Below are 25,081 nucleotides of genomic sequence, written 5' to 3'. Positions count from 1 at the left end.
TGTCATTGCAAGCCACGCCGGACAACGGCTTCAGTCGCCGAGGCCCTGTCCAGGCGCCGTGACCTTGAATAACAATCGGGACGAATCACCCCAGAATTGTCCAGCCCGGACGATGGCCCGCTCAGCCGGTGCGGCAGCTACAGCGGCAGCGCCGTTCGGCGCTTTCACGACGACGAAGGCCGCCTCATTGCCAACCTCCAGCCCGTAGCCGCTTTTCCCCAGCACAGCCGCGCCCGCTTCCGTCGCCATGTCCAGCGCAACGCCCAGTTCTTCATCGGTATAGAAGCCGGAACGGTAACCGACCAGCATGGCTCGTTGCAGCATGTCGCCGTTGCCATACGGCCACCACGCGTCCTGAATGTTGTCGTTACCCGTGAACACGCGCACCCCGGCTGCGCGCAGCTGCAGGATCGGCGGGAACGCGCGGTCGCCTGGCGCATTCGTCATGATCGATACGCCGGCTTGCGTGAGCGCGGCGGCGATACGCTCGACCACCTCGGGTGCGACGTCGCCGAGCCCGTAGGCGTGGCTCACCGATACCCGGCCGTTCAAACCCGACGCCCTGGTGCGAGCAGCGATGCGATGCAGTTGATCAATCCCCTGCTGCCCCGCCTCATGCAGGTGAATATCGATTTTCACGCCGCGCTTTTCAGCAATACCAAAGACAATGTCGAGCTGGCCTTCGGCGTCGCCATCCAGCGTGGTCGGGTCGATGCCGCCCACCACCTGCGCGCCTTCACGGGCTGCTGCATCGAGCACCTCCGCCGTGCCCGGACACGACACGACGCCCGCCTGCGGGAACGCGACAAGTTCGATATCCACGACGCCACGCCATTTCTCGCGCGCTTCCAGCACGGCATGCAGGTTGGTCAGACCCGTCGTCGCGTCGACGTCGACATGGCTGCGCATCGCAATGGTGCCGAACGACGCGGCCTGGCGAATCAGCGCATCGGCGCGCTCGACGATAGGCGCGGCGCTCGCCAGTTCCTGCTTTTCGATGGCGAGACGCTCACGCAGACTCGTGACGTTGCGATGAGGACGCCAGCGATCGCCAACAAAGCTTTTATCGAGGTGAATATGGCCATCGACAAACCCCGGCAACACCAGGTGCCCTGCCAGATCGACGACCTCCGCGCCGTCGATTGCGGGACGTTCCGGACCGATGCCGACGAAGCGCCCTTCATGAACGGCCAGGTTGAGCGGGTTGCCGTCGGCGTCCACGGCATTGATGAATACGCGGTCGAACATGATTTTGCCTCTGCAAATCAGGACTCAGGGACTCATCCAGCGCACCCTGATCGGGTTGCGTTCATTGCGCTGCATGGTGTTGTGTGGGATGAAACATTGCACCATATCGGACCGCCTATATATCCACAAATTAAATGTTGAAATGGCCCATATTCATTTTCTGGATAGATCGGCATACTGTGCGGCTTCTGCGCCACTTTGATGGCGCCAATGGCCGCCCACTTCACTATCGTGCCGGCCACGCTGCTGGAACTGAAAGACCCGAATGGCGTGATCCAAGGCGCAAATGGCCGGCGGCTTTACTATTGCGGGTCGTCAATATCATACTGTTGTACCTTTTTGCATTCCGTCGTTGAGGAGACGCTAATGACTGCCCAGCTCACGCCCGAATTCGCGTCCAGATTCGCCAATCTCGCACTCGCCCACCTCACACGCGAGTACCCGAACAAGCTGACCCACTCGCTCGCCGGTCCACAAGACGTCCAGGGCCCGCGAGCCTTGCATCCGATTTTTTACGGCAGCTACGACTGGCATTCGTGCGTGCATGGCTACTGGCTGATCCTGCATCTGCTCGACCGCTTTCCCAATCTGCCTGAAGCAGCGCGCATCGTCGCGGTGGTCGACGAGCATTTCACCGAGGCGAATGTGGCCGGTGAGCTTGCGTATCTCGACCTGCCGCACAATCGCGGTTTCGAGCGCCCGTATGGGTGGGCATGGCTGCTCGCGCTGAGCGCGCAACTCCATTCGCTGAAGCTGTCGGAAGCCGCACGCTGGTCGAAGATTTTTGCGCCGCTTACCCAGGCCTTTGTCGAGCGTTTCGAGGAATTTCTGCCGAAAGCGACTTACCCGTTGCGCGTCGGCACGCACTTCAATATGGCATTCGCGCTTGCGCTCACGCTCGATTTCGCGCGGCAGACTTCGCGTGAATCGCTCGAGGCATTGCTGGTGAATACGGCGGAACGCTGGTTTCTGAACGACGTCGCCTGTCAGGCGTGGGAGCCCGCGGGCGACGAGTTTTTGTCACCATCGCTGATGGAAGCGGAATTGATGCGGCGGGTGTTGCCGCCCGCGCAATTCGTCGAATGGTTCAGGCGCTTTCTGCCCGATCTCGGTGCGAAGAAGCCCGCCACGCTGTTCGAACCCGTTACCGTGACCGACCGTACCGACGGCAAGATTGCCCATCTGGATGGCCTGAATCTGAGCCGTGCATGGTGCCAACGGTCGCTGGCGCGCGCGCTGCCCGCTGGCGACGTGCGCCGGACCGTGTTGTTCGACTCGGCCGAGCGGCATCTTCAGAGCGCCCTGCCGCACGTTGCCGGCGACTATATGGGCGAACACTGGCTGGGCACGTTCGCCACGCTCGCGCTGGAAGCGTGAACAAGCCAGCGAATCCGCCGGCTTGACGCACTACTGGGCAATTGCTGGGCGATTACTGGCCGGTCAGCTTTTTAGGCTTCGGCGGCGCCTGAACCTTGTTGTACTGGAACTCGGGCGTCGCCTTCAAGGCATCCTTGGTCGCGCCAGCCAGATAGAAATTTCCCGAACGAATATCCAGCGCAGCGATAGGCACCGCGACGTCATGCGACGCCACGCCCAGAAATCCGCCTGCGGAGACGATGGCGGCAGACAGCGAGCCGTCCGGAGCGACCACCAGATCGCGGATCGCACCGATTTTCTCATTCTGGTCGTTGTACACGGCCTTGCCGAGAATGCTCTTCTTCACACTCCAGCCGCTCAGCAGTGCATTGGACTGCTCGACAGTGACGCTCAAAGGTTGCGTGCCGGCGACTTGCGCCTGCGCACCAAAGCTGGTTGCAGCTACCGCGACCACAACAACAAGTTTGCTCAACGTCATATCGCTCACTCCGTTCTTAGTAGACTTGACCGGCGCATGGCTTGCGCCGAAAGGAATCGCTGCAGAGCGATGATACAGACTACGCGGCGCGTCTGCATCCAGCGTGCCATGCGAACGAACCCGCCACCATGTGCCACCCCGCGCTGCCACGGCAACGACGAAAACGGCGGCAGCGCGGCCCAAAGCGCATAACGGTAAAATCGAGCCAGGCGATGACGCCCGTTTAGAGGTGGAAGTTTGACTGAGCTTGAACAGGGTTTCATTTTGACCCGACATTGGCGGGATACGCCCGCCGGCACGGAAGTGGATTTCTGGCTGGCAACAGACGGCGGGCCCCGTCATATCCGCCTGCGCCCTCAGCCGTCGGTGGCGTTCATTCCGGCCGCGCACCGCGAGCGCGCGGAAACGATCCTGCGCCGTGAAGCGCCGCTCGATCTGCGCCCGCTCGACCTGTGCGACTTCCAGCATCGCCCGGTGATTGGACTTTACTGCCCGCAGTACCGGCAATTGGCGGGCTTCGGGAAACGTCTGGAACAAGGCGGCGTCGATGTCTACGAGGCCGACATTTTTCCGCCCGAGCGCTACATGATGGAGCGATTCATCACCGCGCCGGTCTGGTTCGGCGGCAAGGCGCAGCACGGCGGCCCGCTTCTGAACGGCGAATTGAAGCCGGCAACGAACTATCGGCCGTCATTGAAGCTGGTGTCGCTCGATATCGAAACCAGCGCGCACGCCGAACTCTATTCCATTGCGCTCGAAGGTTGCGGGCAACGTCAGGTGTATATGCTGGGGCCGCCAAACGGTGACGCCGGCGGTATCGACTTCGACCTCGAATACTGCGAAACCCGCGCACAGTTGCTCGAAAAACTGAACGCGTGGCTGGAACAGCATGACCCCGACGCGATCATCGGCTGGAATCTCGTGCAATTCGATTTGCGTGTGCTGCAGCAGCACGCCGAACAATATCGCGTCCCCTTGCGACTCGGCCGCGGCGGCGCGGTGATGGAGTGGCGCGAGCACGGCCACAAGCAGAACCATTTCTTCGCGGGCGCCGCAGGAAGATTGATCATCGACGGCATTGAAGCGCTGCGCTCCGCCACGTGGAGTTTCCCTTCGTTCAGCCTCGAATATGTCTCGCGCACGGTGCTGGGCGAAGGCAAATCCATCGACAATCCATATCAGCGCATGGATGAAATCCAGCGTCGCTTCGATGAGGACAAGCCCGCGCTCGCGCAGTACAACCTGAAGGATTGCGAACTGGTCACGCGCATCTTTGCGAAAACCGAGTTGCTGCCGTTTCTGCTGGAGCGCGCGACGGTCACCGGCTTGCCCGCGGATCGAAGCGGCGGATCGGTTGCGGCGTTCACGCATCTGTATATGCCGCGGATGCATCGGCAAGGCTACGTCGCGCCGAATCTCGGTGACGTAGCCGGTGCCGCAAGCCCCGGTGGCTTCGTGATGGATTCACGGCCCGGCCTCTACGACTCCGTTCTGGTGCTCGACTACAAGAGCCTGTACCCGTCGATCATCCGCACGTTTCTGATCGACCCGGTGGGTCTCGTCGAAGGCATGCTGAATCCCGGCGACGATCAATCGGTGCCCGGCTTTCTGGGCGCGCGCTTCTCACGCACACGCCACTGTTTGCCGTCGATCGTCGGCCAGGTCTGGCAGGGGCGCGAAACCGCCAAACGCGAGAACAACAAGCCGCTTTCGCAAGCGTTGAAGATCATCATGAACGCCTTTTACGGCGTGCTCGGCTCCACCGGCTGCCGCTTCTTCGATCCGCGCCTTGCGTCGTCGATCACCATGCGTGGCCATGAAATCATGCACACCACGCGCGAGCTGATACAGGCGCAAGGCTATGAGGTCATTTACGGCGACACGGATTCGACTTTCGTGTGGCTGAAGCACGCGCATAGCGAGGAAGACGCGAGTAGCATCGGCCGCGCGCTCGTCGAGCATATCAACACGCGGTGGCGGCAAACCCTGAAGGAACGTTTCGGGCTGGAGAGCGCACTGGAGTTGCAATTCGAGCGCCACTACAGGCGCTTCTTCATGCCGACGATTCGCGGCGCCGAGGAAGGCAGCAAGAAACGCTACGCCGGGATGACCGTTTTGCCGGACGGCAGCGAAGACATCGTCTACAAAGGGCTCGAAACGGTACGGACCGATTGGACGCCGCTCGCCCAGCAGTTTCAGCAGGAACTCTATGGGCGAATTTTCAGGCAACAGCCGTATCAGGACTATGTGCGTGACTACGTGCGCGATACGCTGGCAGGAAAGCTGGACGATCAGCTCGTGTACCGCAAGCGGCTGCGCCGCTCGCTCGGCGACTACGAACGCAACGTGCCGCCGCATGTGCGCGCGGCCCGTGTGGCCGACGAGTTCAACCGGCAACAGGGGCGCCCGTTGCAATACCAGAACGGCGGCTGGATCAGCTATGTAATGACGACCGCCGGACCGGAACCGCTCGAAACACTACGCTCGGCAATCGACTACGAACACTATCTGACGCGGCAGTTGCAACCGGTCGCGGACGCGATCCTGCCGCTATTGCGCGATGACTTTACGACGTTGGTGTCCGGGCAGAGACAGTTGTTCTGATGGCAGCGTTGGCGGCGTTGAGCGGTTGCCCGGGCGCCCATCGGCGAACTGGTCGACATCATGGACGTGGGCTTCGCCTGTGCCTACCTTGCCACGCCTTATGCGCGGCGTATGACCGGCAATACGATCTTCGTCGATAGTGGCAGCAGCATCATGAACGGTTAGCGTGTTGCGGCGCCATGTCCGGGGCCTACCGGTCTCCCCGTCGCTGCGCCCGGAAATGAGTGTCCCCAATGCATGTTTACCCTGGTGACCCTAGAGTTTTCCCTGATACTTGCCGTTATCGCGGGAAGACTGCCGCCACATCAAACCGATTTGATGCGTTGGCAGTTCATAAAACCAGAATCGGATATCCGATCCGCCTTCCGAGGGGCACAACATGCGCAACAACCAACCCGTCACCCAACGGGAATTCGAGTTTCCTGACAACGCGACGCTGATGTCGACTACCGACACAGAGAGTTACGTCACCTACGCCAACGCCGCCTTCATGCAGGTCAGCGGCTTTTCCCACGAAGAAATTCAAGGTCAGCCCCACAACGTCGTGCGGCATCCGGACATGCCGAAAGAGGCGTTTGCGGATATGTGGTCGACGCTCAAAGGGGGCGAACCCTGGACCGCCCTGGTCAAGAACCGGCGCAAGAACGGCGATCACTACTGGGTCCGCGCCAACGCGACGCCGGTGGTGCGCAACGGACAGCCGGCGGGCTACATGTCCGTGCGAACCAAGGCCTCGCGCGAGGAGATCGCAGCGGCGGAAGCGCTTTACCGGGACTTCCGCGAAGGCAAGGCTGGCAATCGCCGTTTCCACAAGGGGCTGATTGTCCGGACCGGCCTCATGGGTTGGACCTCGGTGTTTCAGACAATGCCTGTGCGCTGGAGAATCCGTTCGGCTTTGCTCGCGCTTGCGCCGGCGGTCGTTCTGGCTGCGTGGCTGCTGGGACTGAGAGGTACCGCGGCCGCCGGGCTCGCGGGTGTAAGCGCAGTGGTTTCGATGCTCGCCTCGCTGTGGCTGGAAACACAGATTTCACGCCCGCTCGAACAGGTCCTCGAACAGGCCCTGCGTGTAGCGTCGGGTGAAAGCCAGAAGGCCGTCCATATGAATCGCGTTGACGAGATCGGCATGACCTTGCGCACGATCAGTCAGCTTGGATTGATGTTTCGCTGGCTGATCGACGACGTCAGCGGCCAGGTGATCAATGTGCAGACGGCAAGCAACGAGATCGCGCAAGGTAACCACGACCTTAGCGTGCGCACGGAACAGGCCGCCACGAGCGTGCAGCAGACAGCGGCGTCAATGACCCAGATGACGGCGAGCGTAAAGAGCAATGCTGAGACCGCCGTCCAGGCCAATCAGCTCTCGGGCACGGCGAGCGACGCCGCAGCCAGGGGCGGCCGGGCCGTATCCGAAGTCGTCAATACGATGAACGAAATCACGGACAGTTCGAAAAAGATTGCCGACATCATCGGTGTGATCGACGGAATCGCCTTCCAGACAAACATTCTCGCGCTCAACGCGGCCGTTGAGGCAGCGCGCGCAGGCGATCAGGGGCGCGGCTTCGCCGTTGTTGCCGGTGAGGTACGCGCGTTGGCGCAGCGTAGCGCCAATGCGGCCAAGGAGATCAAGAATCTGATCGGCGCGAGCGTCGAAAAGGTCGAGTCGGGCTCCAGACTGGTCGATGAAGCCGGCAAGACGATGGACGACATCGTGGCGCAGGTGAAGCGCGTATCGGACCTGATCGCGGAGATCAGTTCGGCAACGGAAGAACAGAGTAGCGGCGTTACGCGGGTCGATCATGCAGTCGGCGAACTCGACCACATCACGCAACAGAACGCGGCCCTGGTCGAGCAGAGCACGGCTGCTTCAGAAAGCCTGAAGCAGCAGGCGACCCGCCTGGTGGAGGCAGTGAGCGTTTTCCGCTGACCCGCCTCCGTCGGAATGTGTGTGGCTGGGGAAGCACGGCCTTGGGACTGATCGCATGATCGTCCCAAGGGTATCTGCACGCTGAAACAGGAACTAGCACGAACGGACCGTGAAGACCGTGCGAACCTGGCTATCGCTGCTTCCCCAATGCAGGTTCAGATCCGCAAGCGGCACAGCCTCCGTTGCAATCTGCAGCCCGGCCGGGACCGCTGCATTGAACACCGCTTCTACCGCATGCAGCAGACGAGGCAACGGCACACTGCCGATTCCGCTGCCCAGCAAGGTGATCGCGGTGGCGCGCAACACAGCCGCCGGTAACAGAATATCGCCGCCGCTAATCGCACCGATCTGGACAAAGCGAACCGGATAAGCCTCAGCCGATGCTCTTGCCGCAGCGATCAACAACAACCGTGCGCTGGGTCCCCACAGATAATCCAGTACGACGTCCACCCCCTCGCGAAAATGCGATTCGAAAGCGCGGCTCAGGCTGCTTTCGTCCTGCTCCAGCGAAATCGTGAAATCAGCACCCGCACGTTTGAGCGATTCGAGACTGGCCGGATTGCGGCCTGTCGCGATGACTCGTCCCGCGCCGAGATGCTTCGCGATCTGGACAGCAAGTCGCCCGGAGGCGCCCGTTGCCCCGTTGACCAGCACCGTCTCGCCTTGCACGAACTTCGCCCGCTCGGTGAGCGCCGCCCAGGACGACATGCCCGGAATCGCAATGGCGGCCGCCGTGACGTCGTCGAGCGCATCGGGTAGCGGAATGCAGTTTGCCTCGGGCGCAAGGCTGCGTTCCGCCAGCGCGCCGAACGGCGCATGCGGGGCGAAGAAATAGACACGTCGGCCGTCTTCGAGACGCCCTGTCCCATCGACACCCGCCACGAACGGGAAACTACCCGACGATGAATAATGCGAGCCCGATGCCTTGCTATGCGTAATCCGGCTCAACGCCGAAGCCGCGACGTCGATCAGATGATGGCCCGCCAGCGCATCGGGACGATCGAAATCTTCGTAGACAGGTGGCTGACCCGCGCCTTTGACAACTGCAGCTTTCATGACAATTTCCTTGAAGAGGAGATCGAACCGGCGTCCCGATCAATGTGTATCGAGCCACTTGCGCAGCGCAACGTCACGAATCTCGAACACCTCGAAAAGCCCGATGGCGCGCAGCGCAGGCAGTCCGTCCACCATGTCGGCCTCGGCATGCGCACGCGCCGCTTCGCTGGCGCCTTCGTCGAACCAGACGCGCGCATTGGCAAGAAAAGCGCCGACGGTGCCCTTGCGGACCGTCGTGCCATTGAAGTCGACTTGATCGACGTGATCGGGAAGAACCTGTTCTGCTCGCATCGCACTGCACTCCGGTTGTAAGAGGAACAAAATCAGTGTAGTCGTGCAAAGACGGCCCGTCTCCGGTATAAAGGCCATTCCATACGGTGTTCTGGCCATGGCTTCTTACCTCATTCGTCCCGATCTCGTGACCTCGCAGGAAGGCCCGTTCCTCGCCGCAGCCGAGCTGACACAAAGCGAAGCGCGCGCAACGGCGTCACATAGTCACGCGCGCGGGCAGTTGATGGGGGCGCTGAGCGGTCTCATCTCGGTCGGACTCGACAAGCAGCATTGGGTCGTACCGGCGATACATGCGATCTGGATTCCGCCGCATTGCGTCCACTCTGTGCGTTCCTATGGCCCGTTCTCAGGATGGAGCGTGTTCATCGTGGAAGAAAGATGCGCGCCGTTGCCTAGGGCGCCGCGCGCGATCAGAACAGCGCCGCTATTGCGCGAGGCCGTGCGGCGCGCCGCAACCTGGCCGGGTATCGAACTCGACGAGGCGCAGACGCGCATTGCGGACGTCATCATCGATGAACTTGCCGCGGCGAAAGAGGAATCGCTGGGTCTCCCGCGCCCCGAAGATCCAAGACTCGTCCGCATCACGGACGCGTTGGCCAGCGATCTTTCGGATAATCGCCACCTCGAGGAATGGGCCGCGTGGGCCGGTGTCGCGCCACGTACGCTAAGCCGCCGCTTCGTGGCGGAAACCGGCTTGACGTTCGCGCAATGGCGTCAGCAGGCCCGCCTGCTCCGTGCGCTCGAGCTTATCGCCGACGGCCTCCCCGTCACGACCATCGCGCTCGAGCTCGGCTACGACAACGTCAGCGCGTTTATCGACATGTTTCGACGCGTCATGGGAACAACGCCAGGGCGATACGTCACCGCTGAAAATCCGGACAATAGGACAACCATCTGATTCAGACCGGCATTCACGCGGCATCGCTCGCGACGAAACGGTATTGTTCGCAGACTCTGTTCAGCTTTTCAACGCGGCATTGAATGCCGGTGCCAGCCCTGTGCTGTCGAGCAAGCGGCTGAATTCACCGAGCCGTTTGTGCAGATACGCCGGCACATCGACATTCGCGTAATCGTAGAAGCCACGCGCGTCACGCAGACCGTCGCGGCCTTCGCGCATGTTGTCGCTGACAATCTCCGCGGGCAGGAAGCGTGGATCAATCGCCCGCGCCAGATAGTGCGACGCATAGTAGAGAATGTCGCAGCCGCCCCAGTCGATAAATTCGAGCAGACCCAGCACGGAAAACCGCAGACCGAAACCGGTACGGATGGCCGTATCGATGTCTTCCGCGCTGGCCACGCCCTCCTCGACCATGCGCGCGGCCTCGTTCATGGCCAGCGCCTGGATGCGCGGCACGATGTATCCCGCCGACGGCGCGCACACCACCGGCACCTTGCCGACCCGGCGCAGCAAGGCGACCACGCGCGCTACGGTCTCGTCGGCCGTGGCGTCGCTACGACTGATCTCGACGAGCGGCATCAGGTGAGCCGGGTTGAGCCAGTGCGCGTTGAGAAGCCGCCCGGGACGCACCACTACCTGCTGAAGCTCGGTCACCAGAAACGTCGACGTCGTCGATGCAAACAACACGTCTGCCCCAGCGTGCTCACCTAGCCAGGCGAACGCGGTCTGCTTGGCCTCCATCACTTCCGGCACCGCTTCGAAGACAATCTCGCCTTCAGCAAGCCCTTCTCTCGCGCGCTCACGATCCACGATGACGATGCGCGCCATCGTCTCCGCGGCCTGCGCCTCGGTAATGCGGCCGAACACCACCTGCGTCTGCAACTGCCGCACGATCTCGCCACGCGCGGCAGCCGCGAAAGCGCTACGGGCTGCCGGGTCGCGATCCTTGAAATCGATCAGCGTCACGCGCAAGCCCGCATAAGCGAAGGCAAGCGCGATGCCTTGCCCCATCCGCCCCGCACCGAGAATATGAACGTGCTGGATTTCGACGGCTGCGCTCATTGGTCGAAACCCCGTTCGAGCAAGGCCGTCATCGCCTCGCGCGAAAGCGACGCGAGGCCCAGCCGTTCGAGCGTGCGGCCTTCGCCATACAGATCGCGCTCCGACACCGCGCTCGCCACATTCAGCAAACCTTCGGCGATAGGTGTCGGCACCTTGGCCCAGCGTCCCGCCGAAACAAGAAACGACAAACCGAGCCGCGTATCTTCGAGCATATAGCGGTGCGTCTTCAGATCGATGTCCTCGCGCCAGTCGCCGCTATCGGTCAGCTTGCCGTGTGCGCCGCGGCCGTACATCCACTCGTCGCCCTCGCTTGCGTAGTGGTCCGCGAGCGGGAAATGCGGCGCGCCGTAGCCAAGGGCTTCGCGTACTGCCATACGCTCGGCATCGAGTGCGCTCGTCACGCGGCGGATCGAGGGTTGCGTGCCTTCGTTATGGATGTCCCAGGCGTCGAAATGTTCGAGCGGTCCGGCGTTCATCATGATCAGCGGCGGATGAATCACCGGTCCTGCGTTCATCAGCGCGCCACTCAACGCATCCTCGATCGGTTCGACCGATGGATAAGCCTCCTGCAGCACCGGCACCGCCCACGTCGAATACCGTGCGGGAAAGACACCGCTCGGCAGGCGCGTAGCGTATGCGCTCACCACCACGTTGTCTTCGCCATGTTTGCGTGCGAGGTACGGCAACGTGCCGGTCTCCGCGAAAGCCACCTCGTGCGTATTGCCCGCCTCGTGCATCGCCTTCGCGAACACATAGCTGCCGAACGTGCCGGGCGGCAGAAACACCACTTGATGGTCGGCGAGAAAGGCGGCCAGTTGTGCCGCCAGCGCTTCGTGCGTGGTTGAAGGCAGCGGAATCACGATGAGCCGTGCGCTCTCCACCGCTTCCGCGAGGTCGTCGACAATATGGATCGCGCCCTGCTGCGTGCCGATCGGCACACGCCGCTCGCCGCGAAAGTCTTTGACCTTGAGCCCGCCGAGTTCGCGCAACCGCGCTGCCGCGACCGTATCGCGACGCCACCACGTTACGTTATGGCCTTTTTCCAGCATGTCGATCACGGCCGCATAGCAGCCATGGCCACCGCCCAGTACGCTGACATTCATCACACTTCTCCTTGTTCGATGATCGTCAGACTACGGGGTCGCCGTCGCAAAGACGCTTCAGACCGCGCAAGCCGCATTCAAATCCGGCAACTCAATAAGTGCGCAGTCGCGCCGGATGAACAATCGCGCTATCCGGGTCGATCCGTTCTTGCGCGAACAATATGGTCATCGCATGATGAGCACGCTCCCCGCTTCACGCTTCGAGGTCCATGAATGGAAATCGCGATTTCACGCAGAAACCGTAACCGTTTGATCGCATCGCACGCCCGCGAGGACATCGAGCGGGAAGTGTCACAGGTGCTGTGCCCGCACAGAATGGAAGTCGCGCATCGTGGCCCGCTCAACGCCGAGCTCTACGGCGTCGCGCTCCATCAGGCCATGCTCCTCGAACTCCACTACGGCAGCGAAACCCATATCGACGCCGGGGACATCGGCAATCACTACCTGTTTCGCACCACACTCAGTGGCCAATGTGCGCTGGAATCGGGGGGTGAACGCGTTTCGCTGCGAGCCGGGAGTCTGAGCGTGTCATCGCCCGCGCGGATGAGCCGCATCGTCACCGACCGCGAATGCCGCAACCTGCTATTGCGGATCGACCGACAGGCGCTAGAAGTCAAGCTTGCCGAGATGTTGAACGACAGCGTCAAACAACCGCTCGTGTTCGATCTCGCGTTCGACAGTACGCATACGGGCACCACGGTTTTTCTATCGACCCTGCGCTACCTGTGCAATCTGTGCGACCAGTTCGACGAACCAGCGCAGGAACGGATCTTCGGCCGCGATCTCACGCAGTGGCTGATGACCGTTCTGCTCAGCCAATTGCCGCATTCGTACAGCGCCACGCTTGCCCGTGCCGCATCAACACCGCTGCCGGTCCACGTGCGCCGCGCGCGAGACTATATCGACGCCCACCTGGACGAGCCGCTGCGGATGGACGCATTGGCTCGCGCCGCCGGTGTTTCGACGCGCACGCTACAGAACGGCTTCAGCCAGTTCCTCAATACGTCGCCTGGGGGCTATATCCGCGAACGGCGGCTCGAGGCCGTACATCGCGCACTCCAGACGCAGCCTGAACGCTCAGTGACCGATATTTTCATCGAGCACGGCGTGCACAGCTTCGGGCATTTCGCCAAGGCGTACGCACGGCGCTTCGGTTGCCTGCCGTCGGCCACCGCGAAACGCAGGGTGTGCAACTGACGCACCATGCAGACCGATCCCGCTGATTCCGTTCCGCACGAACACGACCGGCTGCCCTTGATGGGGGGCGCCGGGGTCCCGCGCGTGCAGGACCTCGATCTGAATCTGCTGAAGGCATTTCACGCGGTGTACATCGAGAAAAATGTCGGCCGCGCGGCATTGCGGCTGGGCATCACACAGCCTTCAGTGAGCCACGCGCTTGCCCGTTTGCGGCTCGTGTTTCACGACGCGCTGTTCGTGCGTACGCCCGGCGGCGTCGAAGCGACGCCGCGCGCGCAACGCCTCGCGATTTCAATCGATCGCGTGCTGGATATCCTGCAGGACATGCTGGACGAAGGCGCGCAGTTCCGCGCGGCCACCTCGCGCCGCGTGTTCCGCCTGCATATGAGCGACTTCGCCGAAAGCGCGTTTCTGCCGACGCTGATGCGTGAACTCGACACGCGTGCACCCGGCGTGGTGATCGAAACCCATCACATCGAGGACAGCCAGTTCAACGTCGCGCTCGAATCGGGCCGCATCGACTTTGCGCTCGGGCATTTTCCACATGCGTCGAGCCACTTTCACCACAGCGAACTGCTGCAGGAGCGTTATGTGCTGCTGATGGCGCGGCGCGTGGCCGAGCAGTTCGAACTGCCGGAAGGCTATACGCTGAATGCGAACGTGCCCGCGGGGCTGCACTTCATCGCGGTGACTTCGCACCCGCAATCAGTCGAACTGCTCGAACGCTATGGGCTCACCTCGCGCGTGCGGATTGCCGTGCCGAACTTCATGGTGGTGCCGGCTATTCTGAGCCGCTGCGATTACGCGCTGATTCTGCCGCGCACCGTTGCGCGCGCGTTCTCCACGCTCGGCGAATCGGCCGTGTTCGAACTCGACGATGCGCCCATGTGGCCCGTGAACGCATACTGGCATCGCCGTTTCGATGCGGACCCCGGCCACCGATGGCTGCGCGGCCTGCTCATGGAGCTGTTCCGGATCGGCGCCCGCGAGCCGTTCGACAGTTGGCTCGGTGCGCCGCTCGATCTCAATCCGGAAGGCGTACGTAGCGCCTGAGCGCATCGTGCAGGACGCGCCAGTTCATCAACAGGTTGAATGAGTTGGCCGCCTAGAAAGCCGTCATGATGCCGGCCACCACCGAGCTTGCGGTCGCGCCAGGCTTCGCCACCGACACCCCGCCACCCGCCGCGCCGTTGACCGTGAAGTTCGCGTGCTCGCCATTGCGGACCATCGCTGCACCCGTATAGAGCACCGTGCGTTTCGAAAGCGGATAGTCGCAGCGCACGCCGAACGAATCTGCATTGCCTTCGCTGTCGGCCACTTTCCGGTAATGGCCATAGCTCAGCAATATCAGCGCCGGGCCAACCGGCACGGTGGCGTCGAGTTCGAACAGATCATTGTGCGGATTTGAACTGGCGGCGTTCACGCCCGCCCCGACATCCGGCCCGCCACGATGACGTAGATAGATGAAAGCCGGTTTGATGAAGCCGAAATCGTACGAGATTGCGCCCAGCGCGTAATTGCCGGCGGCCGTCGGACTGCTCGCGTTCAGTGCCGCAGCGCTCGCCGGACTGAAGGTCTGCTGCATGTAGTCGGCGTCGATCGACAGATTGCCGTTGACGTAGTTAAGCGACGCACCGTACGTGTCGCCCAGCGTCGAAGGCAGGTTCGACGCACCATTGCTTCCGCGCGCGGCGATCGCCCGCACCAGCACGCCACCTATACGGGGAGACGAATAGCGTATCGAGTTGTTCACGCGTAGAAAAGCGGGTCCGACGAAGTTGTTCGCCGCATTGCCCCATGCAAGCCCGGCGCCGTCTCCCGGCAGGCTGTAGGTCACGAACGACGTATGCAGCACCGTGTAGTTGACGCCGGCCTGCATCGCGCCAAACGGACCCGACAACCCGACCCACGCTTCGCGTCCGAACAGCGCGCCGTTGTTGCCAAGCGTGCCGTTAGCCGAGTTAAAGCCGTTTTCGAGCTTGAAGATCGCGCGATAACCACCACCGAGATCTTCACTGCCCTTCAAACCGAATTGTGTCGCGAAGATATCCCCGCTTCCCATCCGCACTAAGTGGTTAGGGCCGAAATTCGCGTATTCGATCGACGTGTCGATCCGTCCGTACAAAGTCACGCTCGATTGCGCAAGCGCGGGGGCCGCTGCAAGGCACAGCAGCGACGCGCACCACATCCGTTTGGTCATTCCTTTAGTCCCGGCGAGAGTCTGGTTCTATCTGCCGCGCGGATTTGCCGTCGCGACGCTCGTGTTCTTCACGTTCCTCAAAGCCTTTCGTTTGATGAAGCGGAAAACGAAGCGAGTCTAGGAACACCAATTTCGAGCGTCGATGAATGCGCACATATAACACTTATAGACAGCGCGAATGAGGTGCGCCATGTACCGCACGACGGCCTCTTGCGCCTTGTGGGACAAGCCTTTCCGGCCGCCCCCTGGGGAAAACTTTAGCGCCCCTGGGGAATCTCGCCGTGTGCGCACAGGCCTTGCGTATATGTTTCGGAAATTTGTTTACATACGCTGCATCGCACCCTCATCGCAACTTCGTCGAATATCTGGCACAGGAGAATCGGCATGGCCGTATCAACGAGCAGCAACGCCGCGCGCAGGCGCTATACGTACGAGTGGTACGTGGTCCTGATCTGCATGCTTGCGTATGTGTTTTCCTTTGTCGACCGGCAGGTTCTCGCGCTCATGATCGAGCCGATCAAGAAGGATCTGCATCTGACCGACACGCAGTTCAGCCTGCTGCAGGGCTTCGCGTTTTCGCTCTTCTATGCGGTGATGGGCATGCCGCTGGCGTACCTCGCCGACCGCTTCGCCCGCCCCCGTATCATCGCGACAGGCATTGCGTTATGGAGCTTCGCCACCGCGGCCTGCGGCGTCAGTCAGAACTTCATCCACATGTTCTTCGCCCGCATGAGTGTCGGCGTGGGTGAAGCCGCGTTGTCGCCCGGAACGTATTCGATGTTGAGCGACTACTTTCCGAAAGAAAAACTGGGGCGCGCGGTGGGCGTGTATTCGCTGGGTTCATTCATCGGCGGCGGGATTGCATTCCTGATCGGCGGATACGTGATCAATCTGCTCAAGCAGATGACGACGATCGCCGTGCCGCTCCTCGGCGACGTGCGTTCGTGGCAACTCACATTCTTTATCGTCGGATTGCCGGGCTTTCTCGTCGCGTTGCTGTTTATCCTCACCGTGCGCGATCCGGCGCGTCGAGGACTCGTGCGGGACGGCGCCGGCCGCGCAAAGCGCGTGTCGATGGGCGATTCGTTGCGCTTCATCGGTACGCATGGCAAGACGTTCACCTGCCACTACCTCGGCTTCTCGTTCTATGCGATGACGCTGTTCTGCCTGATGAGCTGGACACCCGCGTTCTATATCCGTCACTTTGGGCTCACGCCTGCTGAAGCCGGCTACACGCTCGGTACGATCCTGCTGGTCGCGAACACCGTCGGCGTATTCTGCGGCGGGTGGCTCAACGACTGGCTCATGAAGAAAGGCCGCACGGACGGCCCGATGCTCGCGGGCTTCATCGGCGCGGTTGGGATGCTGGTGCCGGCTGTTGCTTTTACGCAGGTCGATAGTTTGAATGTGTCGCTTGCGCTGCTGGTTGTGGCGATGTTCTTCGCGTCGTTCCCGATGCCCACTTCGACCGCCGCGATGCAGACGCTCGCGCCGAATCAGATGCGTGCGCAGATTTCAGCGGTGTTTCTACTGGTTTCCAACCTCATCGCACTTGGAATCGGCACGACGCTCGTCGCGTTGTTGACCGACAAGGTGTTCGGTTCGCCGAAAGCCGTTGGCGATTCGATGTCGATCATCAACCTTGTCGCCACGCTGCTGGCTGCCGGGCTGTTGTGGCTGGGCTGCAAGCAGTTCCGGCTGAGCCTTGTGCGTGTGCAGGCGCAAACGGGTTCAACGGCGGCCGAGGCACATCACGACGCCGCGGACGCCGTGCATGCTGGCGACGTAGCGCCACTCGTGAGGCAGTAAGCCTGTTCCGGCTTCGGTCTTTACCTGGAGCTTTGCACTATCTGCTGATGGTGATGGTGATGGGAAAGCCGCCCGTTTTCGGGCGGTTGTGCGTTGGATGACAGTCGGTCAACTGAAGACGCCCGCCCTTCACGAGGTCAATGTTGCACGGGAGCTGGCTGTTGGTCCGTGTCTTCTTCGTTTGTCGCGGATTTGGCTGATGTTTGATTGCCCGCGCCGGGCTTGGTGGCCGCCGGTGTTTCCGTCGTCGCTATTTGTGATGCCTCTGCAAGGAGGCGCGCTGCACGGCTCGCAGTGATGCGGCTTTGCGGGATGCCCTTCGCATCGAGCGCGATTACCTGGTATAGCTCACGGTCACATTCGAGTTCCCGCTGATATTGCTCTGCCGTGTCGACAAGCAATTCAAGCATGGTCTGCTGACGTCGTCTTTCGTCGCTCGTGATAGCAGGATTCCTACATATTGAGAATGAAAGTGTGATCGATGTGTTGAGTTTCCACGAAATACGGCTGCAGGCGCGCCGGAGGTTAGCTGTCATTGCCGCGCGCACTACGCGCGCGAGCTTCCCTCTGTCCCCGCGTCAAATAGCCTGATCAAGGCTTGATAGTCGACCGGCTTGGTCAGATGATGGTCGAACCCAGCCTCGGCCGATCTGAGACGATCCGCCGGAAGTCCGTATCCTGTGACGGCCACCAGGATTACGTTTCGATTGGACCCGCATTCGCGCAGCCTTCTCGCGACCTCGTAACCGTCCATACCGGGGAGTCCAATGTCGAGAAGTACGACGTCGGGGCTGAAAGTCGCCACCGCGCTCAATCCCGAAACGCCGTCCCGGCAGGTCTCCACCTGATGACCTTCATTCGCCAGAAGCATTGCCAGTGCTTCACTCGCGTCGGCGTTGTCATCAATGATGAGAATCCGCCTTGGAAGCGCCGCAGCCGCGGTTGACTGCGAGTCGACCTGCTCCTCCGGGATCGCTCCCGGGTCAAGCGGCAGATCGACGATGAACTCACTGCCCGTCATGCCGTCGCTAATGGCCCGGACCGTGCCGCCGTGCAACTCGACCAGCCGTCGCACCACGGACAGGCCAACACCCAAGCCATTCTGGCGCTGACCATCCGATGCGGGTCCCTGAACAAACATGTCGAAAAGGCTTCCGAGCATCGAGGGCAGGATGCCTCTTCCATTGTCCTTGATGCTGAGCGAAAGCCGAAGGGCCGTTCTGGTCGCCCGCAACTGTATGGACCCACCGGGCGCGGTGTACTTCGCCGCATTGATTACGACATTCTCGATGACCTGTGACAGGCGTGTCGGGTCCACGTTCAGCCAGATGGGTTCTTCCGGCAGGGAGACGGACAGCGTATGACGACGTTCGCCGATGATAGGCTGGCAAACTTCGATGGCGCTCTGGATAATTGTTTTGAGCAGAACCGTCTGTCGATTCAACTCGATACTGCCACTTGTTATCCTGGCGATATCGAGCATGTCGTTCACGAGGTGCATCATCGCGCGCCCCTGCCTTTGTATGACGCCAGCGGCCCAGTCCTTCTGTGTGACTGCAGCCGTCTCCGACGCGAGCAGATTTCCTGCCGAAACCAGCGCGGCAAGTGGATTACGCAACTCATGGCCGAGCGTGGCCAAAAATTCGTTCTTCCGCCGGTCGGCGACTGCCAGTTGTTCGGCACGCTCGCGAAGATAGGCATTGCTCACGCTGCGATTGACGAGATCGCGCTCGGTTGATGCCACGGCAATCGCGTTGCCCCCGTCGTCCGTGAGAACCGATAGCGTAAGCCATATGTCGACGACGCGGCCGCCCTTCGTTACCCGCTGTGTCTCGTAGGAATGCAGCGCCTCGTTGTGCTCAGCATGGCGCACGAAATCGATATGATCCTGCCTTGCACCGCGTGGCATCAGATCGGAAACAGTCATGCGTAGCGCTTCGGTCTCACTGTAGCCATACATCGCGCTCGCGGCCTTGTTCCAGGCGAGAAAGCGGCCTTTGAGGTCGAATACCGTCACCGCGTCGTTCGAATCCTGAACCACTGCGGCAAGGCGGCGGGCGTGTTCATCGGACAGCTTGAGATGGGTGATATCGGTCCAGGTCACGACGACGCCCGAAGGCGGCGTTCCGCGAACCGCGATATACGGCGTGACGCGGCGAACATACCATTCTGCGGTCGCGGTTTCTATCTCCTTCTCGACCTGCTGGTCCACGCCCATCAGTATCCGCTCGACCTCTGAAGGCAACGCGTCGCCGAGCGGGTTGCCGAGGACCTCTACGATCCTGCGTCCGATGTCAGGCGGCGCAAGGCCCAAAATCCTCGCTGCGCTGGGGGTAAACCGTTTAATCAGCCCCTGCCTGTCGAGCAGCAGCGTCGCGATTTCCGTGCTGGCCAGCAGATTCGTCACGTCCTCATTGAGGACCTCAAGCTGATGGACCTTCTGCTCAAGTTGAGAATTGACGACATTCATTTGCTCATTGACCGCCTGCAGTTCTTCTTTGGAGGTTTCGAGCTCTTCGTTTGCGGAGCGCAACTCCTCATTCATCGAAAGGATTTCTTCGTTCGATACCCGCAATTCGCTGTTGCTCTCTTCCAGTTCCTCGATTGTGCTGCCGAGTTCCACCTGCGTTGTGCGAAGCTCGCTCTCGAGGTGCCAGAGGTCAGAGTCCGCGCCGGAGGGCACCGTCGATGCAGGCCGTTCTGTCGTCGGCAACCTGGCGAAGATAACAAGCAATGCCTTGCCGGCATGCGTTGTATCGAACGGTCGCGTGACTGTGATTTTGACCGCTGGCGCACCGCCGTCGGCGACGACTTCACTGACCGGCGATTCAGCGTGATCCTAGATAGCCCGGCGCAATACGATCCGCAGTTTGAGGCGCAGTCCTTCGCGCGCCATGTCGAGAATGTTGCCCGTCGGCTCACCTGCCGGTTGCATCAGGTATTCGTCCGTCGAGCCGCTCACGTAGAGCACCTGGTGAGCAGAATTGATCAGCACCGATGCGGCATGGTGCTCTTCGAGCAGCGTGGCGTTGACCAGTTCCGCGTAACCCTTGCTGCGGACGCCGACACGGCTCGCCGGCGGGAATTCTTCACGGCGTGCCGTTCTTGCGGAAAACCGGTAGCCAGTGGGTGCCGCCGCAACGATCGGACTACGCTGGTATATACGCCAGGCTCTCGACACTTCCTGAAACTGGGTGGAATCGGGATCGGTACTTTCCGAACGTCCTAGAAACAGATAGCGCTTCGGATTGAGCGCGAAGTGGAACAGCTCGAACACCCGCTGCTGGGCTTCCGGTTCGAGGTAGATCAGCAGGTTCCGGCAACTGATCAGATCGACCCGGGAAAACGGCGGGTCAGCAATCAGGTTCTGCGGAGTGAACAGAACCGTTTCGCGAAGTTCCTGCCGGATCTGGAATCCGTCGTTGTGAGTCTGAAAGAATCGATCGAGCCGCGCTTCACCAACCGGTGACGCCACGCTGGCCGAATAGACGCCCTGCCGTGCGTGCGCCAGCGCCACGCGGTTCACGTCGGATGCAAGGATCATGAACGATCGCGCCGCCTGGCGCTTCTCGATCTCCTCGGTCAGCAGCATGGCCATCGAATAGGCCTCTTCGCCCGTTGCGCAGCCCGGCACCCATACGCGAATCGGCTGCTCGCTCTCTGGCTCCTCCAAAAGGGCGGTCAGAACGCGTTCGGACAACGCGGTCCAGGCATCGGGGTCGCGGAAGAACTCTGTCACACCAATCATCATGTCCAGGCTAAGCGCCTGAGCCTCCTGGACCGAGGCTTTCAGGACGTCGCAATACGCGTGCAGGCTGTCGACCCGGTTGACCGCCATGCGACGGGCAATGCGACGTTGAAGCGTCCCCCGTTTGTAGCCCCTGAAGTCCGATCCGGCAGCGGCAAGCGCTCTGAGCACCGGCTCAAGATCAACCGGCTGCGGTGGATCAATGGCGGCTTGAGGCATCCCGCCCGTGGAACGTCTGATGTAATCAAACAGCGCAGCCGGCATGTCTTCGACCGGGAGCACATAGTCCACCAGACCCGTTGCGATTGCGTGGCTGGGCATTGTGCTGTGTTCGGCCGTTTCCGGCGTTTGCGCCATCGCCATGCCGCCCTCGGCTTTGATCGCTCTCAGCCCTGCTGAGCCGTCCGCGTTCGCGCCGGTGAGCACAATCCCGATGGCGCGATCATGCCGGTCAGCGGCCAGCGACGTGAAAAACGCGTCAATCGGCATGGGGATTGCTGGGCGATCGACGGCGGCCCGCAGTCGGAACGTGCCTTGATTAATAACAACGGACACTTTCGGCGGGATGACATAGACGTGCCCCGCGCGCAGCATTGCGCCATCCTCGATGGCTGACACAGGCAAATGCGTGTCTTTGGCCAGCAACCCCGGGAGGTGGCTCTCGGAACCCGGAGCCAGGTGCACAACGATCACGAAGGCAATGTCGCTCGGAATTTCGGAAGCCGCCTTGAAAAACAGGCTTAACGCATGGAGGCCGCCAGCCGACGCGCCGATCGCGACTATTCGGGGAGCGACGACGAGCTCTGGCGCTGTAGAAGTCTTATTGGAATCATTCATAGCGCACCGCTCAAAACTGCTGAAGCTCCAGTGTAGCGCCTATTACATCGCCGCTGATCGAACTTTCGGTGCAGAGGTATTTCACGCTCGGTGGCGGACGTTGGATACGGACCCCGCGAAACGCGTTGGCATGAAAGGAGACTTACGACGATATGCTTGAGTTCCGGGTGTGAGCTTGCGCATGCGCATGCGCAGCGGGCTGATAGCCTGGAGGGTATGAGTCAGGACGCGGCTCCCGTTGAACGACGAGGCAGATTGCCTCGCCCTTCAACATGAAAACAGAGTCGGTTTCCTCTCCGGAACCACTAACGTTGAGCCGGAGCCCCATTACCGCGCGAGCGGTTTCGTCCTGTGGCCACTTCCAGCCAGATAGGCCCGTCAGTCTTCCCTCGCATTCACCACTAGGAGCCTCCGGTCAGGCTGACCGAGTTCGCCTGCGCGACCAGCTCGGTGACAAACCCCTTAAGATGTGGATTCGCTACGAATGCCACATGCCCATGACTACGCTTGCCGACCGACCCCATACCGCACTCATCGTCATCGATCTTCAAAACGGCGTTGTCGCGAATGCCTATCGACGCCAGGAAGTGCTTTGCGTCGTCAACGCGCTCGTTGAGCGAGCACGCAGCGCCCATGTACCGGTCGTCTGGGTCCGTCACACCGACGAAGACCTGGAGGCCGGAACTGATGCGTGGCAGATCGTCGACGAACTTTCGCCAGAACCGGCGGAAATGATTATCGAAAAGCATTACCGCGACGCGTTCGATAACACCGACCTTGAACAGGCCTTATCTACACTCGGCGTTGGCAAACTCATCGTGACCGGAGCACAAACGGACATGTGCATTCGCTCGACAGTGCACGGCGCGCTTGTGCGCGGCTATGACGTCACGCTGGTCAGCGATGCGCACACGACCGACGACATGACTCAATGGGGCGCGCCACCTCCGGACGGCGTGATCGCGCACACAAATCTGTACTGGAGCAATCAACGCGCGCCGGGGCGCGTGGGCGGCATAGTCGCGAGCAAAGACGTCGATTTTGGTCTCATGGCTGGTTGATGGAAAAACGAACGAAATAAGCTGCCCAGGCATCGAGCAGTCGAGTTACCTGGCTCTTCCCAAAGATGACCCACGCCCAAAACTTGATAGCCGACGACGGAGTTGTATTTACCGCTGCGGGCAAGCTCCATAGTCGACCCACTCGTGACGCGTTCATGATAAAGAGGGGGCCATCGGCGCGTTCGCTTGCAAATACGCCCACAGTCGCTGGGCGACTGGGCCGTGTGGCCCTTCGCTGCGTCGAGCAGCAACCACCATTTCCGTGTGGCCGGGGAAGTACCTGCCGGCAATGGACTTGAGCGCGCCGCTACGCATGTCCCCGTCGATCAGGAAGTCCGGCAGATGTCCCCATGCGAGGCCCTGCAGAATGACATCCTTCTTCATGAACTGGTCCGCAACCGTGATCTGGTGTGCCCCCTCGACTACCAAAAAATTCTCGTCACGTGGCGTACGAGCCGAATCGCGCATGACACATTGCGTGTAGTCGCGTAGATGTTCCGGGCGCAGTGGGGTGGTCAGCGACGCCGGCAGCAAGCTCGGAGCGACCACGGGAATCAACCGAACCTTGCAAAGCGCAATCCACTCCAATAACGGGTCCGTCATGTCGACGCGATGAAACATCAGGTCGGCGTCGCGAGCCTTGAGGCGCTCGACCGGACCGCCGACCGTCTCGAAATGCAGATGCAGTCGCGTATGCAGAGACTTCGTGAAGAAGCGCGCAAGCAGCCCGAGCACAGCCGGGCGTGGGCACAGGTCGCCCAACACCACATGCAATTCGCTCTCTTCACCCATGGCCAATTGCGTCGCGTATTGACGCAAACCCTCGGCTTCGCATAGAAGCGGCTGCATGCGTTCATGGAATGACCGCCCCGCATCGCTGAGCTTCACGCGGTAGCCGCCGCGATCGAGCAGATTCAGACCCGCCTGACTTTCGAGCCTCGCCACTGCAGCAAACACGGCCGGATGGGATCGATGCAAAGCAGCCGCCGCAGCCTGGAAACTGCCCGTACGGATCACGGCATCAAAGCATTTCAGATCATGCAGGGCGAAATCGTTCATGTCATGTTTTCTGACAAAGAGTGTCCGTGTTTTGTAATTTTATCGGAACTCGACCTTGTCCATACTCAAGGCCATCGACCTGCGCCGTCACGACATCCGGCCAGATGTGCCGCGCGACGCGGCGTTTCTTTGGGAGCGTTCTATGGACAATTTTTCCTACTTCACGACATCCGACGGTGCACGGATTGCCTACCGGATAGAGGGCCGCGACGACAAGCCCGTACTGGTGCTGTCCAATTCCATTGGTACGACGCTGCGCATGTGGGACGGGCAAGTTCCTGAGCTAAGCCGTCACTTCTCCGTACTGCGCTACGATGCCCGCGGACATGGCGCGTCGAGCGTTCCTGCCGGGCCGTATTCCCTTGCGCGACTGGGACAGGATGTTCTCGAACTGATGGATACGCTCGACATCGCGCGAGCACATTTTCTTGGGCTCTCGCTGGGAGGCATCGTCGGGCAGTGGCTAGGCATACACGCACCGGAACGGATCGAGCGGCTCGTGCTCAGCAATACAGCGCCCTATCTTGGACCAGCGGACAGGTTTGATGCGCCAATCGCCGAGGCTCTCCAGGCCGACGACATGACCGGTACAGCCGAGACGTTCCTGCGCAACTGGTTTCCGGCGAGTATGTTCGAGACACCCAATCCGGTGGTGAAAACATATCGTGCGATGCTGCTCGCAACCAACCGCCATGGCCTGGTCGGTTCGTGGGGCGCCGTGCAGGAAACCGACTTGCGAGAGGATATCGCGCGCATCACACGGCCGACGCTGGTGATCGCGGGCGAGCACGATACGGTGACGGCAGCGAGTTACAGTATGCAGATGGCGAAGATTATTCCGGGTGCGACGTTACTTGTGCTACCCGCTGTACATCTCTCAAACGTTGAGTTTCCGCGGGAATTCGTCGACGCGGTCGTGAAGTTCGTACTATCACCCACGGCCTGAGGCCTCGCCGCGGGAAGTCTGGCTGACAGATATACCGCTACAACGCAGACGGGATTGCGGGCCGCCGCTGATTGGTCCGCGTCCGGCAGAAGTCGGCCCGGAACGGCCAGTTGCCGTTCTCATTAGCAGCCATTCGGTATCAGTCAGCAGGAAGTTGCCCAACTGCTCCAATCGACTATTTCA

Annotated in this window: 19 protein-coding genes and 2 pseudogenes; 10 read left to right on the top strand and 11 right to left on the bottom strand. The window is 61.1% G+C overall.

The genetic code is table 11. The annotated features are described in order from the left end of the window. Window positions 1–30: 30 nt before the first annotated feature. On the bottom strand, window positions 31–1,248 hold the full coding sequence (locus tag PQQ95_RS35830; RefSeq protein ID WP_408446922.1) for an amidohydrolase family protein: 1,218 nt from the start codon (window positions 1,246–1,248) through the stop codon (window positions 31–33). A gap of 366 nt (window positions 1,249–1,614) precedes the next feature. Between PQQ95_RS35830 and PQQ95_RS35825 the strand changes: the two genes are divergently transcribed. Beyond that, window positions 1,615–2,625 (top strand): DUF2891 domain-containing protein, encoded by a 1,011-nt coding sequence (locus tag PQQ95_RS35825; protein WP_408446954.1) that lies wholly within the window; start codon window positions 1,615–1,617, stop codon window positions 2,623–2,625. A gap of 52 nt (window positions 2,626–2,677) precedes the next feature. Here PQQ95_RS35825 and PQQ95_RS35820 read toward each other — a convergent pair whose 3' ends face one another. Further along, a complete protein-coding gene (locus tag PQQ95_RS35820) occupies window positions 2,678–3,103 on the bottom strand; it encodes a PRC-barrel domain-containing protein (protein WP_408446951.1) in 426 nt (141 codons plus the stop codon). 237 nt (window positions 3,104–3,340) lie between these two features. Between PQQ95_RS35820 and PQQ95_RS35815 the strand changes: the two genes are divergently transcribed. The 3 genes and pseudogenes from PQQ95_RS35815 to PQQ95_RS35805 all read left to right on the top strand — a co-directional run bounded on the left by PQQ95_RS35815 (window position 3,341) and on the right by PQQ95_RS35805 (window position 7,631). Next, window positions 3,341–5,707, top strand: coding sequence for a DNA polymerase II (locus PQQ95_RS35815; protein WP_408446920.1), 2,367 nt, complete (start codon window positions 3,341–3,343; stop codon window positions 5,705–5,707). Window positions 5,708–5,728: 21 nt separating this feature from the next. Continuing rightward, window positions 5,729–5,872, top strand: a pseudogene (locus PQQ95_RS35810) (SDR family oxidoreductase); the annotation flags it as partial. 214 nt (window positions 5,873–6,086) lie between these two features. Then, on the top strand, window positions 6,087–7,631 hold the full coding sequence (locus PQQ95_RS35805; RefSeq protein ID WP_408446917.1) for a methyl-accepting chemotaxis protein: 1,545 nt from the start codon (window positions 6,087–6,089) through the stop codon (window positions 7,629–7,631). Window positions 7,632–7,724: 93 nt separating this feature from the next. Here the strand turns inward: PQQ95_RS35805 and PQQ95_RS35800 are convergent, their stop codons facing one another. Then, the gene (locus tag PQQ95_RS35800) at window positions 7,725–8,687 is read right to left on the bottom strand and encodes a quinone oxidoreductase family protein (protein WP_408446915.1); all 963 of its coding nucleotides are present in this window, start codon (window positions 8,685–8,687) and stop codon (window positions 7,725–7,727) included. A 39-nt stretch (window positions 8,688–8,726) separates the two neighbouring features. Then, window positions 8,727–8,978: a hypothetical protein gene (locus PQQ95_RS35795; RefSeq protein WP_408446948.1), complete on the bottom strand. Its 252-nt coding sequence runs from the start codon at window positions 8,976–8,978 to the stop codon at window positions 8,727–8,729. Window positions 8,979–9,075: 97 nt separating this feature from the next. On the opposite strand from PQQ95_RS35795, the gene PQQ95_RS35790 reads away from it, so the two are divergent. Then, a complete protein-coding gene (locus PQQ95_RS35790; RefSeq protein WP_408446912.1) occupies window positions 9,076–9,876 on the top strand; it encodes an AraC family transcriptional regulator in 801 nt (266 codons plus the stop codon). Window positions 9,877–9,936: 60 nt separating this feature from the next. Here PQQ95_RS35790 and PQQ95_RS35785 read toward each other — a convergent pair whose 3' ends face one another. Together PQQ95_RS35785 and PQQ95_RS35780 are read right to left on the bottom strand one after the other, a co-directional pair. Beyond that, entirely contained in the window at window positions 9,937–10,938 is a 1,002-nt protein-coding gene (locus PQQ95_RS35785; RefSeq protein WP_408446909.1) for a 3-hydroxybutyryl-CoA dehydrogenase, read from the bottom strand. Further along, entirely contained in the window at window positions 10,935–12,041 is a 1,107-nt protein-coding gene (locus PQQ95_RS35780; protein ID WP_408446907.1) for an NAD/NADP-dependent octopine/nopaline dehydrogenase family protein, read from the bottom strand. The genes PQQ95_RS35785 and PQQ95_RS35780 overlap by 4 nt, the downstream gene beginning before the upstream one ends. A 213-nt stretch (window positions 12,042–12,254) precedes the next feature. On the opposite strand from PQQ95_RS35780, the gene PQQ95_RS35775 reads away from it, so the two are divergent. Beyond that, window positions 12,255–13,238, top strand: coding sequence for an AraC family transcriptional regulator (locus PQQ95_RS35775; protein ID WP_408446904.1), 984 nt, complete (start codon window positions 12,255–12,257; stop codon window positions 13,236–13,238). Between the two features lie 60 nt (window positions 13,239–13,298). After that, a complete protein-coding gene (locus PQQ95_RS35770) occupies window positions 13,299–14,291 on the top strand; it encodes a LysR family transcriptional regulator (protein WP_408446946.1) in 993 nt (330 codons plus the stop codon). Between the two features lie 52 nt (window positions 14,292–14,343). Here PQQ95_RS35770 and PQQ95_RS35765 read toward each other — a convergent pair whose 3' ends face one another. Then, window positions 14,344–15,438 carry a porin gene (locus PQQ95_RS35765; RefSeq protein WP_408446901.1) on the bottom strand — a complete coding sequence of 365 codons (1,095 nt, stop codon included), beginning with the start codon at window positions 15,436–15,438 and terminating at the stop codon, window positions 14,344–14,346. Between the two features lie 384 nt (window positions 15,439–15,822). On the opposite strand from PQQ95_RS35765, the gene PQQ95_RS35760 reads away from it, so the two are divergent. Further along, a complete protein-coding gene (locus PQQ95_RS35760) occupies window positions 15,823–17,247 on the top strand; it encodes a spinster family MFS transporter (protein ID WP_408446898.1) in 1,425 nt (474 codons plus the stop codon). Window positions 17,248–17,384: 137 nt separating this feature from the next. Here PQQ95_RS35760 and PQQ95_RS35755 read toward each other — a convergent pair. The 3 genes and pseudogenes from PQQ95_RS35755 to PQQ95_RS35745 all read right to left on the bottom strand — a co-directional run. Continuing rightward, window positions 17,385–17,744: pseudogene (locus tag PQQ95_RS35755) on the bottom strand (hypothetical protein); the annotation flags it as partial. 50 nt (window positions 17,745–17,794) lie between these two features. Continuing rightward, on the bottom strand, window positions 17,795–19,870 hold the full coding sequence (locus tag PQQ95_RS35750) for an ATP-binding protein (protein WP_408446895.1): 2,076 nt from the start codon (window positions 19,868–19,870) through the stop codon (window positions 17,795–17,797). A gap of 216 nt (window positions 19,871–20,086) precedes the next feature. Next, window positions 20,087–21,832, bottom strand: coding sequence for a CheR family methyltransferase (locus tag PQQ95_RS35745; protein ID WP_408446893.1), 1,746 nt, complete (start codon window positions 21,830–21,832; stop codon window positions 20,087–20,089). A 272-nt stretch (window positions 21,833–22,104) separates the two neighbouring features. Between PQQ95_RS35745 and PQQ95_RS35740 the strand changes: the two genes are divergently transcribed. Then, on the top strand, window positions 22,105–22,893 hold the full coding sequence (locus PQQ95_RS35740; RefSeq protein WP_408446891.1) for a cysteine hydrolase family protein: 789 nt from the start codon (window positions 22,105–22,107) through the stop codon (window positions 22,891–22,893). Window positions 22,894–23,046: 153 nt separating this feature from the next. On the opposite strand, the gene PQQ95_RS35735 is transcribed toward PQQ95_RS35740, so the two are convergent. Further along, window positions 23,047–23,952, bottom strand: a complete 906-nt coding sequence (locus PQQ95_RS35735) for a LysR family transcriptional regulator (RefSeq protein ID WP_408446888.1) — start codon at window positions 23,950–23,952, stop codon at window positions 23,047–23,049. A gap of 142 nt (window positions 23,953–24,094) precedes the next feature. Here PQQ95_RS35735 and PQQ95_RS35730 point away from each other — a divergent pair, with 142 nt between their 5' ends. Further along, window positions 24,095–24,898, top strand: coding sequence for an alpha/beta fold hydrolase (locus PQQ95_RS35730; RefSeq protein WP_408446943.1), 804 nt, complete (start codon window positions 24,095–24,097; stop codon window positions 24,896–24,898). The last annotated feature ends 183 nt before the right edge of the window (window positions 24,899–25,081 follow it).

It is taken from the genome of Paraburkholderia caffeinilytica (genome assembly GCF_046030355.1).
Classification (GTDB): domain Bacteria; phylum Pseudomonadota; class Gammaproteobacteria; order Burkholderiales; family Burkholderiaceae; genus Paraburkholderia; species Paraburkholderia caffeinilytica_B.
This window is presented reverse-complemented; position numbering and strand designations above follow the sequence as displayed.

Excerpts from the sequence above, each read along its gene's own strand:
- PQQ95_RS35830 (WP_408446922.1), bottom strand. The coding sequence starts at position 1,248 with ATGTTCGACCGCGTATTCATCAATGCCGTGGACGCCGACGGCAACCCG.
- PQQ95_RS35825 (WP_408446954.1), top strand. The coding sequence starts at position 1,615 with ATGACTGCCCAGCTCACGCCCGAATTCGCGTCCAGATTCGCCAATCTC.
- PQQ95_RS35820 (WP_408446951.1), bottom strand. The coding sequence starts at position 3,103 with ATGACGTTGAGCAAACTTGTTGTTGTGGTCGCGGTAGCTGCAACCAGC.
- PQQ95_RS35805 (WP_408446917.1), top strand. The coding sequence starts at position 6,087 with ATGCGCAACAACCAACCCGTCACCCAACGGGAATTCGAGTTTCCTGAC.
- PQQ95_RS35800 (WP_408446915.1), bottom strand. The coding sequence starts at position 8,687 with ATGAAAGCTGCAGTTGTCAAAGGCGCGGGTCAGCCACCTGTCTACGAA.
- PQQ95_RS35795 (WP_408446948.1), bottom strand. The coding sequence starts at position 8,978 with ATGCGAGCAGAACAGGTTCTTCCCGATCACGTCGATCAAGTCGACTTC.
- PQQ95_RS35790 (WP_408446912.1), top strand. The coding sequence starts at position 9,076 with ATGGCTTCTTACCTCATTCGTCCCGATCTCGTGACCTCGCAGGAAGGC.
- PQQ95_RS35785 (WP_408446909.1), bottom strand. The coding sequence starts at position 10,938 with ATGAGCGCAGCCGTCGAAATCCAGCACGTTCATATTCTCGGTGCGGGG.
- PQQ95_RS35780 (WP_408446907.1), bottom strand. The coding sequence starts at position 12,041 with ATGAATGTCAGCGTACTGGGCGGTGGCCATGGCTGCTATGCGGCCGTG.
- PQQ95_RS35775 (WP_408446904.1), top strand. The coding sequence starts at position 12,255 with ATGGAAATCGCGATTTCACGCAGAAACCGTAACCGTTTGATCGCATCG.
- PQQ95_RS35770 (WP_408446946.1), top strand. The coding sequence starts at position 13,299 with ATGGGGGGCGCCGGGGTCCCGCGCGTGCAGGACCTCGATCTGAATCTG.
- PQQ95_RS35765 (WP_408446901.1), bottom strand. The coding sequence starts at position 15,438 with ATGACCAAACGGATGTGGTGCGCGTCGCTGCTGTGCCTTGCAGCGGCC.
- PQQ95_RS35760 (WP_408446898.1), top strand. The coding sequence starts at position 15,823 with ATGGCCGTATCAACGAGCAGCAACGCCGCGCGCAGGCGCTATACGTAC.
- PQQ95_RS35745 (WP_408446893.1), bottom strand. The coding sequence starts at position 21,832 with ATGAATGATTCCAATAAGACTTCTACAGCGCCAGAGCTCGTCGTCGCT.
- PQQ95_RS35740 (WP_408446891.1), top strand. The coding sequence starts at position 22,105 with ATGAAAACAGAGTCGGTTTCCTCTCCGGAACCACTAACGTTGAGCCGG.
- PQQ95_RS35735 (WP_408446888.1), bottom strand. The coding sequence starts at position 23,952 with ATGAACGATTTCGCCCTGCATGATCTGAAATGCTTTGATGCCGTGATC.
- PQQ95_RS35730 (WP_408446943.1), top strand. The coding sequence starts at position 24,095 with ATGGACAATTTTTCCTACTTCACGACATCCGACGGTGCACGGATTGCC.